At 67.6% G+C, this 14,270-nt stretch carries 13 protein-coding genes; 10 read left to right on the top strand and 3 right to left on the bottom strand.

All coding sequences use genetic code 11. The annotated features are described in order from the left end of the window. The first annotated feature begins 4 nt into the window (after positions 1-4). Complete coding sequence (gene ribD / locus AAHB17_RS11080; RefSeq protein WP_342130634.1) at positions 5-1,111, top strand: bifunctional diaminohydroxyphosphoribosylaminopyrimidine deaminase/5-amino-6-(5-phosphoribosylamino)uracil reductase RibD; 1,107 nt, start codon at positions 5-7, stop codon at positions 1,109-1,111. 40 nt (positions 1,112-1,151) lie between these two features. Then, positions 1,152-1,778, top strand: coding sequence for a riboflavin synthase (locus AAHB17_RS11085; protein ID WP_342130635.1), 627 nt, complete (start codon positions 1,152-1,154; stop codon positions 1,776-1,778). 6 nt (positions 1,779-1,784) lie between these two features. On the opposite strand, the gene AAHB17_RS11090 is transcribed toward AAHB17_RS11085, so the two are convergent. Beyond that, positions 1,785-2,864: a GGDEF domain-containing protein gene (locus AAHB17_RS11090; protein ID WP_342130636.1), complete on the bottom strand. Its 1,080-nt coding sequence runs from the start codon at positions 2,862-2,864 to the stop codon at positions 1,785-1,787. A gap of 191 nt (positions 2,865-3,055) precedes the next feature. Here AAHB17_RS11090 and ribBA point away from each other — a divergent pair, with 191 nt between their 5' ends. The 8 genes from ribBA to tolA are packed head-to-tail and all read left to right on the top strand — an operon-like array spanning position 3,056 to position 8,953. Beyond that, positions 3,056-4,180, top strand: coding sequence for a bifunctional 3,4-dihydroxy-2-butanone-4-phosphate synthase/GTP cyclohydrolase II (gene ribBA / locus AAHB17_RS11095; protein WP_342130637.1), 1,125 nt, complete (start codon positions 3,056-3,058; stop codon positions 4,178-4,180). Between the two features lie 18 nt (positions 4,181-4,198). After that, entirely contained in the window at positions 4,199-4,663 is a 465-nt protein-coding gene (gene ribH / locus AAHB17_RS11100) for a 6,7-dimethyl-8-ribityllumazine synthase (RefSeq protein ID WP_342130638.1), read from the top strand. Positions 4,664-4,666: 3 nt separating this feature from the next. Then, positions 4,667-5,203 carry a transcription antitermination factor NusB gene (gene nusB, locus AAHB17_RS11105; RefSeq protein WP_342130639.1) on the top strand — a complete coding sequence of 179 codons (537 nt, stop codon included), beginning with the start codon at positions 4,667-4,669 and terminating at the stop codon, positions 5,201-5,203. Continuing rightward, positions 5,200-6,402: a pyridoxal phosphate-dependent aminotransferase gene (locus AAHB17_RS11110; RefSeq protein WP_342130640.1), complete on the top strand. Its 1,203-nt coding sequence runs from the start codon at positions 5,200-5,202 to the stop codon at positions 6,400-6,402. Before nusB ends, AAHB17_RS11110 begins: the two co-directional genes overlap by 4 nt. Then, positions 6,399-6,815, top strand: coding sequence for a tol-pal system-associated acyl-CoA thioesterase (gene ybgC / locus AAHB17_RS11115; RefSeq protein WP_342130641.1), 417 nt, complete (start codon positions 6,399-6,401; stop codon positions 6,813-6,815). The genes AAHB17_RS11110 and ybgC overlap by 4 nt, the downstream gene beginning before the upstream one ends. Continuing rightward, positions 6,812-7,504 carry a protein TolQ gene (gene tolQ / locus AAHB17_RS11120; protein WP_342130642.1) on the top strand — a complete coding sequence of 231 codons (693 nt, stop codon included), beginning with the start codon at positions 6,812-6,814 and terminating at the stop codon, positions 7,502-7,504. Before ybgC ends, tolQ begins: the two co-directional genes overlap by 4 nt. Before the next feature lies 1 nt (position 7,505). Then, positions 7,506-7,946, top strand: a complete 441-nt coding sequence (locus AAHB17_RS11125) for an ExbD/TolR family protein (protein ID WP_342130643.1) — start codon at positions 7,506-7,508, stop codon at positions 7,944-7,946. A gap of 23 nt (positions 7,947-7,969) precedes the next feature. Beyond that, complete coding sequence (gene tolA, locus AAHB17_RS11130) at positions 7,970-8,953, top strand: cell envelope integrity protein TolA (RefSeq protein ID WP_342130644.1); 984 nt, start codon at positions 7,970-7,972, stop codon at positions 8,951-8,953. A gap of 180 nt (positions 8,954-9,133) precedes the next feature. Here the strand turns inward: tolA and AAHB17_RS11135 are convergent, their stop codons facing one another. Further along, a complete protein-coding gene (locus AAHB17_RS11135) occupies positions 9,134-10,609 on the bottom strand; it encodes a sensor histidine kinase (RefSeq protein ID WP_342130645.1) in 1,476 nt (491 codons plus the stop codon). An 86-nt stretch (positions 10,610-10,695) separates the two neighbouring features. After that, positions 10,696-14,268, bottom strand: coding sequence for a DNA polymerase III subunit alpha (dnaE, locus tag AAHB17_RS11140; RefSeq protein ID WP_342130646.1), 3,573 nt, complete (start codon positions 14,266-14,268; stop codon positions 10,696-10,698). Positions 14,269-14,270 lie beyond the last annotated feature (2 nt).

Genomic DNA, 14,270 nt, shown 5'->3' on the forward strand with positions numbered 1-14,270 from the left:
CCGAATGTCTTTTGAATCCGTTTCCGCCCTGCCGGCCATCGGCCTGTCCGAACCCAACCCCCGCGTCGCCTGCGCCATCGTCGGTCGTCACGGCGAACGCCTCGCCACCGGCCACACCCAACAAGCCGGTGGCCCCCATGCCGAAGTGATGGCCCTGCGCGCGGCCCAGGCCGCCGGCCACGACCTGCGTGGCGCCACCGCCTACGTGACGCTGGAGCCCTGCTCCCACCATGGCCGAACCCCGCCCTGCTGCGACGCGCTGATCGCCGCCGGCATCGCCCATGTGGTGGTGGCCTTGCCCGACCCCAACCCCCTGGTCGGCGGCGAGGGCATCGCCCGGCTGCGTGCCGCCGGCATCACGGTGGACGTGCTGCCGCCCGACGACCCCGCAGCCGTGGCCGCCCGGGAACTCAATATCGGATTTCTGTCGCGCATGGTCCGGGGCCTGCCGTGGGTCCGGCTCAAGGTGGCGGGCTCACTCGATGGCCGGACCGCGCTGCCCAACGGCAGCAGCCAATGGATCACCTCGCCCGAGGCGCGTGCGGACGGCCACGCCTGGCGCAAACGCGCTGGCGCCCTGCTCACCGGCATCGGGACCGTGCTGGAGGACGACCCCCGGCTCGACGTGCGGCTGGTGGACACCCAGATCCAGCCCCGCCGGGTGGTGGTCGACTCACGGCTGGAGATTTCGCCCACCGCCCGCATACTGCAACCACCCGGCGAGGTGTGGATCTACACCGCCGCCAACCCGGACAACTCCGCCGCCCAGCGCGCCGCCCTGCAGACCCTGGGCGTAAGCGTGATCGACTGCCCGGGCGCGCACGGCAAGGTCGACCTCGCGGCCATGCTGCGCGACCTGGCGCGGCGCGAGGTGAACGAACTCCATGTGGAGGCCGGCCACAAGCTCAACGGCTCCTTCCTGCGCGAAGGCCTGGTGGACGAGCTGTTGCTCTACCTCGCGCCCAAGCTGCTGGGCGACGGCGCGGGGCTCGCCGCGCTGGGCCCCTTCACCACGCTGGACCAGGCACCGGCCTTCGATTTCATCGACGTGCATCGGGTGGGCCCCGATCTGCGCCTGCGGGCCCGCCCACCTGGGCGAGACCGCTTCTGAGCCGGCACGGGCGGGCGGAAATCCCTGCGACAATCCCCGCATGTTCACTGGCATCATCACTGGCGTGGGGCGTGTCACCGCCGTCCACCCCCTGGGCGCTTCCGCCGCACACGGCAAACGCCTCACCATCCTGGCCCCACCGGGCTACCTGGACGACGTGGGCCTGGGCGACAGCATCGCCCTCAATGGCGCCTGCATGACCGTGACCACCTTTTCACCCCAGAGCGGCGAATTCACGGTGGACATTTCGGCCGAATCGCTGGACAAGACCAGCGGCCTGGACCGGCCAGGCCCCATCAACCTCGAAAAAGCCCTGCGCGCGCACGACCGCCTGGGCGGCCACATCGTCAGTGGCCATGTGGACGGCATTGGCCACGTGACGCGCTTCGAACAGGTGGGCGAAAGCTGGGACCTGCGGGTGATGGCCCCGCTGGCCCTGGCCAAGTACCTGGCCTACAAGGGCTCCATCACGGTCAACGGCGTCAGCCTGACCGTCAACCGCGTGGTCGACAGCAGCGACGGCTGCGAGTGCCACATCAACCTCATCCCGCACACGGTGGACAACACCGCGCTGGGCAGTCTGCGTGTGGGCTCGTCCGTCAACCTCGAAATCGACCTGATCGCCCGCTACTGCGAGCGCATGCTGAACCTCCAGACCCCGGCCTGACAGGGCTCAGCCCGCCGTTCCGGCCGCAACGCTGCCACCCGCCGCTGGCAATGGGTCGGCGACACACACCCGGTTGCGCCCGCTGCGCTTGGCCACATAGACGGCGCTGTCGGCGGCTGCCAGCAGCTTGTCCACGCCCATGCCTGGCTCACACTCGGCCACCCCCAGTGACGCCGTCGCCCAGAGCGGCGGCTCAGTGGGCAGCGCCCCGTCCGCGATGTGCTGGCGTATGCGCTCCGCAACCTCACGTGCCTGATCCTGCGTGGCTTCGGGCAACAGGACGACAAACTCCTCGCCCCCGTACCGCGCACAGCCATCGCCCACCCGCAACTGCGACGCCACACGGTCGGCCACGGCGCGCAACGCCTGGTCGCCCACGTGGTGGCCATGGGTGTCGTTGATCATTTTGAAGTGGTCGATGTCCAGCATGAGGATGGAAAAACGATGTCCACGGCTGTGGGCCATCTCCACGCTGCGGTCCAACGCGAGGTCGAGTGCGCGCCGGTTCATCTGCCCCGTCAGGGCATCGGTGGTCGCCTGGTGCTCCATCTGCGCCAGCGCCTCGCGCAACTGCTTGGCCAATGCGGCGTTCTCCAGCTGCAGCTGAAGGCCCTCGATGACCCGGACCGAGATCACCCCCAGGGTGTACGCCAGCACCACGAAGTAGACCAGCATGCCCACCACGAGCTGAAGCGAGGACACCAGGCGGTCTGCCCCGAAGCAGACGGTCACCCACAACGCGAACAGCAGCACGCGGAAGGCCGAGGGAATGGTGATGTAGACGGGCATGTTCACGGACACCACACCGCACAAAAGTACCGCCAGCCACGCATCCAGAAAGCGGTCGTGTGTCATCAGCAAGACGACGACCAGGCCCCAGCAAACGCCATCGATCAGGGCCACGGCCCACAGCCATCTGCTGTGGCGTTCGATGTGGCTGCCGTTGCGCTCGATGCCGCGCAACAACGCGAGGTTCAGGACCCATCCGGTGGCGAAGAGCCCCAGCCAGAGCACCATGTTGCCAACGGGCACCCGGCCATGGGCCAGCCAGGCCGCCAGCGCCCAGCCCGCAGGTGTGCCGTACATGATGCGCTGCAACGCATGGACACCCTGGGAAAAGCCGCGAGCCCTGGCCTCCGCAAACTTGCTCTCCACCTGTTGGGACACCTGCTGGACCTCCCCGTGCTGCGCAGAGGCAGCGATTTCATTGTAGTGGAGTCACCACACCAATACGATCTGGGACAATACGGGGTTACTCGAACTGATTGGCAAACAACATGGCACCCGTACCCGTTTCCCCGGTCGAAGACATCGTGGCCGACATGCGCGCCGGGCGCATCGTGATCCTCGTCGACGAGGAAGACCGCGAAAACGAAGGCGACCTGGTGCTGGCCGCCGAACACGTCACGCCTGAGGCGATCAATTTCATGGCCCGCTTCGGCCGTGGCCTGATCTGCCTGACGCTGACCCGCGAACGCTGCGAGCGCCTGCGATTGCCCCCCATGGTGCCGCGCAACGGCACCAAGATGGGCACCGCCTTCACCGTCTCCATCGAGGCCGCCGAAGGCGTGACCACCGGCATCTCGGCGGCCGACCGTGCCCGCACCGTGCAGGTGGCCGTGGCAGCCAACGCCAAGGCGTCCGACCTGGTGCAGCCCGGCCACATCTTCCCGCTGCAGGCGGTCGACGGCGGCGTGCTCATGCGCGCCGGCCACACCGAGGCCGGCTGCGACCTCGCCGCCATGGCCGGCTGCACGCCCGCCGCGGTGATCTGCGAGATCATGAAGGACGACGGCACCATGGCCCGCCTGCCGGACCTGCAGCTGTTCGCCGCCGAACACGGCCTGAAGATCGGCACCATCGCCGACCTGATCGAACACCGCAGCCGCGTCGAGAGCCTGGTGCAGAAGCTGGGCCACCGCCCGCTCAACACCGCTTTTGGCGAATTCACCGCCCACGCCTTCCGCGATGCCCCCAGCGGTGCGCTGCATCTGGCCCTGGTCAAGGGCAGCTGGGACGCCGCCACCTCGGTGGACGTGCGCGTGCACGAACCGCTGTCGGTGCTCGACGCCCTCGAAGTCGGCCGCAGCATGCACTCCTGGTCGCTTGAAAACAGCCTGCGCCACATCGCGGCCCAGGGCCAGGGTGTCGCGGTGCTGCTCAACTGCGGCGAAAGCGCCGACCAGTTGCTGGCGCAATTCGAGGGCACGGCCCGCTCTGCCCATGCCCCGGAACGCGGCCGCATGGACCTGCGAACCTACGGCGTCGGCGCCCAGATCCTGCGCGAGTGTGGCGTCCACCGCATGCGCCTGATGGGCAACCCGCGCCGCATGCCCAGCATGACCGGCTACGGGCTCGAAATCACCGGCTACGTGAGCATTGACAGCGCCGCTGGCGCATAACCCCTAGGACCCCCTGATATGTTTGGCGCAGACAAAGGCAACACCGGCCCCCTGGACGGCAAGAACCTGCACATCGGCGTGGTGCAAGCCCGCTTCAACGAAGGCATCACCAACGCGCTGTGGGACGCCTGCCGTGGCGAGCTGCTGGCGCTGGGCGTGCAGGAAAAACGCATTCGCCACGTGACGGTGCCCGGCGCCCTCGAGGTGGCCACCGCCCTGCAGGCCCTGGCCGAGCACGACGAGTTCGACGCCCTGATCGCCCTGGGCTGCATCATCCGCGGCGAGACCTACCACTTTGAGCTGGTGGCCAACGAATCCGGTGCGGCCGTCACCCGTGTCGGCCTGGACTACCAGGTGCCCATCGCCAACGCCATCCTGACCACCGAGAACCTGGAACAGGCTGTGGCCCGCCAGGTGGACAAAGGCGCGGACGCGGCCCGCGTCGCGGTGGAAATGGCGCAACTTCTCAAACAGATCGGCTGAACCATGACAGAACCCACCCCTTCCCCCGATTTGGGCGGGGCGGCCGACAAGGCGCCCAAGGCCCGCAAGGCCGCCGACAAGTCGGCCCGCACGCGTGCCCGCGAATTCGCCCTGCAGGCGCTCTATCAGCACATGGTGGGCCGCAACGACGCCAGCGACATCGATGTCTTCACCCGCGACCTGAGCGGCTTCAACAAGGCCGACAGCGCCCACTACGACGCCCTGCTCTACGGCTGCATCCAGCAGGCCGCCGCGCTGGACGCGGCCATCACGCCCCATCTCGACCGCCCGCTGGTCGAGCTCTCGCCCATCGAACGCGGCGTGTTGTGGATAGGCGCCTACGAGCTGCAGCACTGCCTGGACGTCCCCTGGCGCGTGGTGGTCAACGAATGTATCGAGCTGGCCAAGTCTTTTGGCGGCACCGACGGCCACAAGTACGTCAACGGCGTGCTGCACCCGCTGGCCAAGCGCCTGCGCGAACAGGAGGTCGCCGCTTCGCCCAGCACCGGCCGTGCCCCGCGCCCCGCCAAACCGGCATGAAGTTGTCGACCCGCGCCCAGCGCATCGAACCTTTTTACGTGATGGAGGTGGCCAAGGCCGCCGCCTTGATGGCCGAACAGGTGGCACGCACCGACCGGCCCATGATCTACCTCAACATCGGCGAGCCCGACTTCACCGCCCCCCCCCTGGTGCAGGCCGCGGCGGAACGCGCCATCCGCGACGGGCGAACCCAGTACACCCAGGCCACCGGCCTGCCCGCCCTGCGCGAGCGCATCAGCGGCTGGTACGCCCAACGGTTTGGCCTGGCCATCGATCCGGCACGTATCGTGGTCACCGCCGGGGCCTCGGCCGCCTTGCAGCTGGCCTGCCTGGCGCTGGTCGACGCCGGCGACGAGATCCTGATGCCCGACCCCAGCTACCCCTGCAACCGCCAGTTCGTGCAGGCGGCAGGTGGCACGGCGGTGCTGCTGCCCAGCGGCCCCGAGGCCCGCTTCCAACTCAGCGCCGACCAGGTGCGGCAGGCCTGGGGCGAACACACCCGAGGTGTGCTGCTGGCCTCGCCGTCCAACCCCACCGGCACCTCCATCGCCCGCGACGAGTTGCTCGCCATCGCCCGCGCGGTGCGCGAGCGCGGCGGTGTCACACTGATCGACGAAATCTACCTGGGCCTGAGCTACGACGAGGCTTTTGGCCACAGCGCCCTCGGACTCGAAGACGGGCTGGGTGAGGACATCATCAGCGTCAACAGCTTCTCCAAGTACTTCAACATGACCGGCTGGCGCCTGGGCTGGCTGGTGGTGCCGACGGCCCTGGTGGACGCGTTGGAGCGCATCGCGCAAAACCTCTTCATCTGCGCCAGCACCGTGGCCCAGCACGCCGCCCTGGCCTGCTTCGAACCCGACAGCCTGGCCGAATACGAGCGCCGGCGCCACGAATTCCAGGCGCGGCGCGATTTCTTCATTCCGGAACTCAACCGCCTGGGTCTGACGGTGCCGGTGATGCCCGACGGTGCTTTCTACGCCTACGCCGACTGCACGGCCGCCTGCGCCCGATGGGACATGGCGCCCGGACAAGGCAGTTGGGAATTCGCCTTCGAGCTGATGCGCCGCACCCACCTCGCGGTCACACCGGGCCGCGACTTCGGCAGCGCCGATCCCCAGCGCTACGTGCGCTTTTCCACCGCCAACTCGATGGCCCAGCTGCAGGAAGCCGTGCGCCGCCTGGAGCAGGTGCTGTGACATCCCCATTTCGTTGGCCGGTGCGCGTGTACTGGGAAGACACCGACGCCGGCGGCATCGTCTTCTACGCCAACTACCTCAAGTTCTTCGAGCGCGCACGCACCGAGTGGCTGCGCAGCCTGGGCCTGCAGCAGCAGGCCCTGCGCGAGGAAACCGGCGGCATGTTCGTGGTCACCGAGACCCAGACCCGCCACCACCGTCCGGCGCGGCTCGACGATTTGCTTCTTGTAACCACCCGATTGGTGGAACTTGGACGCGCCTCCATGACACTAGAGCAGGTGGCGTGGCTGGGCGACGGCGCCAGCGCGCAGCGTTTGTGCGAAGGCCAGATCCGCATCGGCTGGGTCCACGCCGAGACCATGAAGCCCGCACGCATCCCCGCCACCCTGACCGCCCAACTGCAACTCGAATGACACACGACTTTTCCATCGTTTCACTGCTGCTCAACGCCAGTTGGGTGGTCCAGGCCGTGGTGCTGCTGCTGCTGACCCTGTCCGTCATCAGCTGGGCGGCCATCTTCCGCAAACTGTTCGCGCTCAAGCGGGTGACCACCCTGACCGAGGACTTCGAGCGCGAGTTCTGGTCGGGCAGCAGCCTCAACGACCTCTACGCCGGTGCCACGCAGAACGCGCGCCAGGGCAGCCCGATGGAACGCATCTTCGCCAGCGGCATGCGCGAATACCTCAAGCTGCGCGAGCGCCGCATCGGTGACAGCGGCGCCCTGCTCGACGGCGCCCGCCGCGCCATGCGCGCCAGCTACCAGCGCGAGCTCGACGCCATGGAGGTCAACCTCGCCTTCCTGGCCTCGGTCGGCTCGGTCTCACCCTATGTCGGCCTGTTCGGCACCGTCTGGGGCATCATGCACGCCTTCACCGGCCTGGCCGCCCTGACCCAGGTGACCCTGGCCACCGTGGCCCCCGGCATCGCCGAAGCGCTGGTGGCGACCGCCATCGGCCTGTTCGCCGCCATCCCCGCCGTGGTGGCCTACAACCGCTTCGCCCACGACATCGACCGCGTGGCCAACCGCCTGGAGACCTTCATCGAGGAGTTCTCCAACATCCTGCACCGCAACCTGGGCGCGGGCACCGCGTCCGGCCACTGACATGCCCACCATGTCCTCGCGCGGCCGCGGCCGCCGCACCATCAACGAGATCAACATGGTGCCCTTCATCGACGTGATGCTGGTGCTGCTGATCATCTTCATGGTCACGGCGCCGCTGATCACGCCCAGCATGATCAACCTGCCCAGCGTGGGCAAGGCCGACCGCTCGCCCGACCGCTTCGTGCAGGTGCTGATCGACAAGGATGCCCGGCTGCAGGTGAAGGACGGCACCAGCAACGCGTCGGCACAGGACACCAGCAAGGAGCGTCTGGTCGACCGCGTGCGCCAGTTGCAAGGCAGCCCGGGCGCCGACGGCAAGACCGCCCCGGTGGTCATCAGCGCCGACAAGAACGTCAAGTACGAAACGGTGGTCGACGTGATGGACCGGCTGCAGCGAGCCGGTGTCGAACGCGTGGGCCTGTCGGTGCAAACCAGCCGCTGAACCGCCGCCCACACCGCACTCGCATGAACGCGACCGCCGACCACCTCGACCTCAACCCACCGGGCGACACCCGCTGGAGCGGGCCGCTGACGCTGGCCCTGATCGCGCATGGCTTGCTGGTGGCCGCGCTCACTTGGGGCGTGAGCTGGAAACCGGACGCCACCGAGATCGCGGTCGAGGCCGAGCTGTGGTCGCAGCTGCCGCAGCAGGCCGCGCCCCGCCTGGTCGAGCCAGCCCCCACGCCGCCGCCCCCACCGCCGCCGCCCGCGCCGCCCAAACCGGCACCGGCGCCGGTGCCACCCCGTCCTGCACCACCGCCGCCCGCGCCCACGCCCGACAAGGCCGAGATCGCCCTGGAAGCCAAGAAAAAGGCCGAGGACAAACGCAAGGCCGAAGCCAGGCTGGCGGCCGAAAAAGAGAAAAAACAGCGCGAAGCCGAACGCAAGGAAGACGAGCGCAAGCTCGAGGAGAAAAAGCAGGCCGAACAGAAGAAGCGCGAGCAAGCCAAGGAGCTTGAACGCAAGAAGGCCCAGGAACAGGCCGAGCAGAAAAAGCGTGAGCAGACCAAGGCCGAGGCCGAACGCAAGAAGCGCGAGGACGCCGCCCAGGCGGCCGAGGAACGGCGCCGCGAGGCCCAGACCGCCGCCGACCGACAAAAAAACCTGGAACGCATGATGGGCCAGGCCGGCGCCACCGGCGGGCCCACGGCCTCCGGCAATGCCCAACGCGCCAGTGGGCCATCGGCCAGCTACGGCGGGCGGGTGGCGGCCCGCATCAAGCCCAACATCGTGTTCACCGACGTGGTGGCCGGCAACCCGCGTGCCGAGGTCGAGATCAAGCTGCTGCCCGACGGCACCATCGTGTCGAGCAAGCTGACCCAGTCCAGCGGCAACAAGGCCTGGGACGACGCCGTGCTGCGCGCCGTGGACCGCACCGCCACCCTGCCCCGCGACGAGGGCGGCAAGGTGCCACCGGTCATCGTGCTCGGTTTCCGGCCACTCGACTGAACGGAAGTCCCGGCCGGCTCAGAAGGTGTGAATGAATCGGGCGTGCCCGAAAGGGCCGCCAAAGGCCGCCCGATCCAGGCGCAAAGCACAGCCGCAGCTCGGGCTACGGCGCGCATTTGCAACGCAGAGCGGGTGGGTCTTGGCGGTCAAGGCGGGCATGAAGGATTCGTTCACACCTTCTCAGGGCAGCACCTCGTCATCGGCCGGTGCCGGGTTGGCGGGCAGCTCACGCGGCAGCTCGATGAAAAAGCGCAGGCCCACGCCCACCTCGGATTCGAACTCCAGCCGGCCGCCCAGCTTCTGCGTCACCAGGCTGTGGACGATGTTCAAACCCAGGCCCGTGCCACCACGCCCGCGCCGGGTGGTGAAAAAGGGCTCGAAAAGCCGGGGATGCAGGGCCAGTGGCACGCCGACGCCATTGTCCCGGTACGCCAGCGTCCAGTGGTGGCCGGCATCGGTGACGGTGATCACCACCTCGGGCCGCTCCACGCCATCGAAGGCATGCAGCGCGCTGTTCATCAGCAGGTTGGTCATGATCTGCATCAGGGCACTGGGATAGGAACGGACCTGCAAGCGCGCAGGCCCCCGCAGCACCGGGACCACCGGCACCCGCCGCGTGGCCGGCTGCAGGCTGACCAGCAGTGTCCGCAATGCCTCCATCACCTCGAACTCGCACAGCCGGTCGTCCACCTGGCTGACCACCGTGTGCTTGAAACTGGCCACCAGCTTGGCGGCACGGCCCAGGTTGTTCTGAAGAATGCCCACGCCTTCGATCGCGTGGCCCAGCGTCGATTCGAACTCCCGCTGCGTGAGCTGGTGGGCGGCGTAGCTGACATGCAGTTGTTCCAACGTGTCGGCCACGGCCGAACAGGCCGTCACCGCCACCCCCAGCGGGGTGTTGACTTCATGCGACACGCCGGCCACCAGCGCGCCCAGCGAGGCCAACTTCTCAGTGTTGTGGAGGTGGTCGCGCGCCAGTTCGAGCTCGTGCAGGCTGGCGCGCACACGTTGCTCGGCCAGCACATGGGCCGTGATCAGGCGCGAGATGTAAAGGCCGAACCAGCCCAGCACCAACACGTAGAGCCCCAGCGCCATCAGTTCGAACTCGACGTGGCGGCGCGGAAAAATGCCCAGTGACGCCGCTGTCGCCAGGAATTGAGGCAGGAGGTAGGTCCAGACGGCGGAAGTGAACCAGGACAGCGCCAGGGCCCCCACGCACATGTTGCCCACCACGATGGCCACCATGAAGTTGCGCCCGGTGTCGTCGGCATGGCTGAACCACACCCAGATCGCGGTGGACCACAACAAGGACAAGGCGAGTGTGCCCATCAGCACGCGTTGCAAGGCCCAGGGCGTGGCCAGTCGGTAATCACGCTGCCGACGGCGCCACCACACCACCACCACGTAAAGCACCCATGTGGTCTGCAGAAACACCCAACCCGCCATGAAAGGCCAGCCAGCGTCGTCTTGAAAGACCCCCGCCGTCAACAGCGTGAACACGAGATTGACCACCGCCACGAAGGGAATGGTCCGGTGTTGGCTGCACAGGTGCATCGCCCGCACCTCTGGCCAGGGTTCGTTCACCGAGGTGCGCAGCACCTCGTCGGCGTGCCACGCCTCGCGCGCGCCCGCCCACATCGCCTGCCAGCTGCTCATACGTCCCCTCCCTGCCACGCGCGCCGGCCATCCGGGTCCATCCGCGTGATCTTGTATTTTTTCGCGACCCCTAGGTTAACCGCGTTTCAGTCAAACACGATCTCGGCCCGCTGCTGGTGTGCCTGGGCCGCCCAGCTCGCCAGGGCGGCATCGCTGGGGTAGAACAAGGCGCGCTCGTCCAGCTGGATCTCGCAGCGGGCGCCGTGGCGTTCCAGCTCGATGCGCACCGGCAGGCCGCGCACCAGCTCGCCCTGTTCTGTGATTTCGCGCAACGGTGCGAAGGTCTTGACCAGGTCGGCGATGGACGGTGCCATGCCATTGACGGCGACGCGCAGGTACTTGCCGAAGCGGCAGCGCGCGGTGGGCAGGTCCCACACCTGGGTGATCTTGAGCCGCAGCCCGCCGGAAAAGCGGTCGTGCTGCGCCTGGGCCATCACGATGATGAGTTCGTCGTCCTTGAGCAGGCCCTTGTGGGCATTGAGCAGGTTTTCATCGGCCGATGCTTCCAGCATGCCGCTCTTGTCGTCGAGCTTGAACAGGCACAGCTTGCCGCGCTGGCCGTTGATGACGCGCAGGTCGCTGACGATGCCGGCCAGCAGTTGCTGGTCGCGCGAGTCGGTCACGTCGCCCAGCGGCGTGCGGGCGAAGCGGCGCACCTCGCGCACCACCTCGTCGAACAGGTGCCCCGACAAGTAGAAGCCGATGGCGGTCTTCTCGAAGGTCAGGCGCTCCTTCACGCCCCAGGGCAACACGTCGACCAGGCCGGGCTCCTCGGTGCTGGCGCCCGGGCCCTCGTCCATCATGTCGAACAGGCCACCCTGGTTGGCGTTGGCGGCCTGGGCCGAGGCGAAGTCGAAGGCACGCTCTACCGAAGCCAGCAGCGCGGCGCGGTTGAGTTCGATGGCATCGAAGGCGCCCGCCTTGATCAGCGCCTCGACCGTGCGCTTGTTCACGCGCTGCTTGTCGATGCGCACACAGAAGTCGAACAGGCTGGTGAAGGGCCCCGTGCGGTCGCCGAACTCGCCCGAGCCCCGGCCTTCGCGCGCGGCCACGATGGCCTCGATGGCCTGCTGGCCCGTGCCCTTGACGGCGCCCAGGCCGTAGCGGATGACCTTGTCGCTGACCGGCTCGAAGCGGTAGCCGCCCCGGTTCACGTCGGGCGGCTCGAAGCTCAGGCCAAAGTTCTTCTGCGCGTCCTCGAACAGCACCTTGAGCTTGTCGGTGTTGTCCATTTCCACCGTCATGTTGGCGCAGAAGAACTCGGCCGTGAAATGCACCTTGAGCCAGCCGGTGTGGTAGGCCAGCAGCGAGTAGGCGGCGGCGTGCGACTTGTTGAAGCCGTAGCCCGCGAATTTTTCCATCAGGTCGAAGACCTCGTCGGCCTTGTCCTGCGGGATGCCGTGGGTGGCCAGCGCACCGGCGCGGAATTTCTCGCGGTGCTCGGCCATCTCCTCGGCCTTCTTCTTGCCCATGGCGCGACGCAGCAGGTCGGCGCCGCCCAGCGAGTAGCCGCCCAGGATCTGCGCGGTCTGCATCACCTGCTCCTGGTAGACCATGATGCCGTAGGTCTCGCTGAGCATGTCGGCCACGGCCGGGTGCGGGTACTCGACCTCCTCGCGTCCGTGCTTGCGGGCCACGAAGCTGGGGATCAGGTCCATGGGACCAGGGCGGTAGAGCGCATTGAGCGCGATCAGGTCCTCCAACCGGCTGGGCTTGGCGTCGCGCAGCATGCCCTGCATGCCGCGGCTTTCAAACTGGAACACGGCTTCGGTCTTGCCCTCGGAGAACAGCCGGTAGGTGGCCTTGTCGGTGAGCGAAATGTTCTCGAAGGCAAAGTTTTCCTGCCCCTTGTGCCGCTGGACGATGAATTCCTTGGCGATCTCCAGGATGGTCAGCGTCGCCAGTCCCAGGAAGTCGAACTTGACCAGGCCCACGGCCTCCACATCGTCCTTGTCGTACTGGCTCACCGCCGACTCGCTGCCAGGCTGCTGGTAGAGCGGGCAGAAGTCGGTGAGCTTGCCCGGCGCGATCAGCACGCCACCGGCGTGCATGCCGATGTTGCGGGTCATGCCTTCGAGCTTTTGCGCCAGCTCGATCAGGGTCTTGACATCTTCTTCCTTCTCGATGCGCTCGGCCAGCACCGGCTCCATCTCGATGGCGTAGTTGTTCTTGTCGCCCTCCTTCTTGGGCACCGGCGGGTACTGCAGCGTGACACTCATGCCCGGCTTGTTGGGGATGAGCTTGGAGATGCCGTCGCAGAAGCCGTAGGGGAAGTCCAGCACGCGGCCCACGTCGCGGATGGCCGCACGCGCGGCCATGGTGCCGAAGGTGGCGATCTGGCTGACCGCGTCCTTGCCGTACTTGTCCTTCACGTAGTCGATCACGCGGTCACGGTTGGACTGGCAGAAGTCGATGTCGAAGTCGGGCATGGACACCCGCTCCGGATTCAGGAAACGTTCGAACAGCAGGTTGTACTCCAGCGGATCGAGGTCGGTGATCTTGAGCGCGTAGGCCACCAGCGAGCCCGCACCCGAGCCCCGGCCCGGCCCCACCGGACAGCCGTTGTTCTTGGCCCACTGGATGAAGTCGCCCACGATCAGGAAGTAGCCCGGAAAACCCATCTTGAGGATGGTGTTGAGCTCGAATTCCAGCCGTTCCACATAACGCGGCCGCTGCGCCTCGCGCTGGGCCTCGTCGGGGTAGAGGTGGCTCAGGCGCTCCTCCAGGCCTTCGAAGGACACGTGGCGGAAGTAGTCCTCGGTGGACAGTATCTGGCCGTTGACCGGCGGGATGGGGAAGTTGGGCAACTGCGGCTTGCCCAGCACCAGGCTGAGGTTGCAGCGGCGCGCGATCTCCAGCGTGTTGGCCACGGCGCTGGGCACGTCGGCGAACAGCGCCGCCATCTCGGCCGCGCTCTTGAAATACTGCTCGCGTGTGAACTTGCGCACGCGGCGCTGGTTGCCCAGGATCTCGCCTTCGGAAATACAGACCCGCGCCTCATGCGCCTCGTAGTCCTCGGCCAGCGGAAACTGCACCGGGTGGGTGGCCACCACCGGCAGACCCAGGCGGGCCGCCAGCGGCACGGTGGCCAGCACGTGGCGCTCGTCGTCGGGTCGGCCAGCGCGCTGCAACTCCAGGTAGAAGCGGTGGGTGAAGGTGCCGGCGATCTGCAGCGCCACGTCGGCGGCGCGTTGGGCATCACCGGCCAGCAAGGCTTGGCCCACCGGCCCGACGTGGGCACCCGAGAGCATGATCAGTCCGCCATTGAGTTCCTGCAGCCACTCCCACTTGACCAGGGCCACGTCGCGCACCACGTTGCGCGTCCACGCACGCGCCAGGATTTCGCACAGGTTGAGGTAGCCCTCGTGGCTTTGCGCCAGCAGCAGCACGCGCGGCAGCGGTTGCACGTTCTGGCCGGGTCCGGGGACGGCGGCGGCGTCGGAACCCAGGCCTTGCAACACCACCTCGGCCCCCAGCACGGGCTTGATGCCAGCGCCACGCGCGCCCTTGTAGAACTTGATGGCACCGAACAGGTTGCTGAGGTCGGTGATGGCGAGGGCGGGCTGGCGGTCGGCGGCGGCGGCGGACACCGCGTCGTCGATGCGCACGGTGCCGTCGACGACGGAGAATTCGGTGTGGAGACGGAGGTGAACAAACATGG

Source organism: Hydrogenophaga sp. OTU3427, assembly GCF_038440225.1.
Taxonomy (GTDB): Bacteria; Pseudomonadota; Gammaproteobacteria; order Burkholderiales; family Burkholderiaceae_C; genus Hydrogenophaga.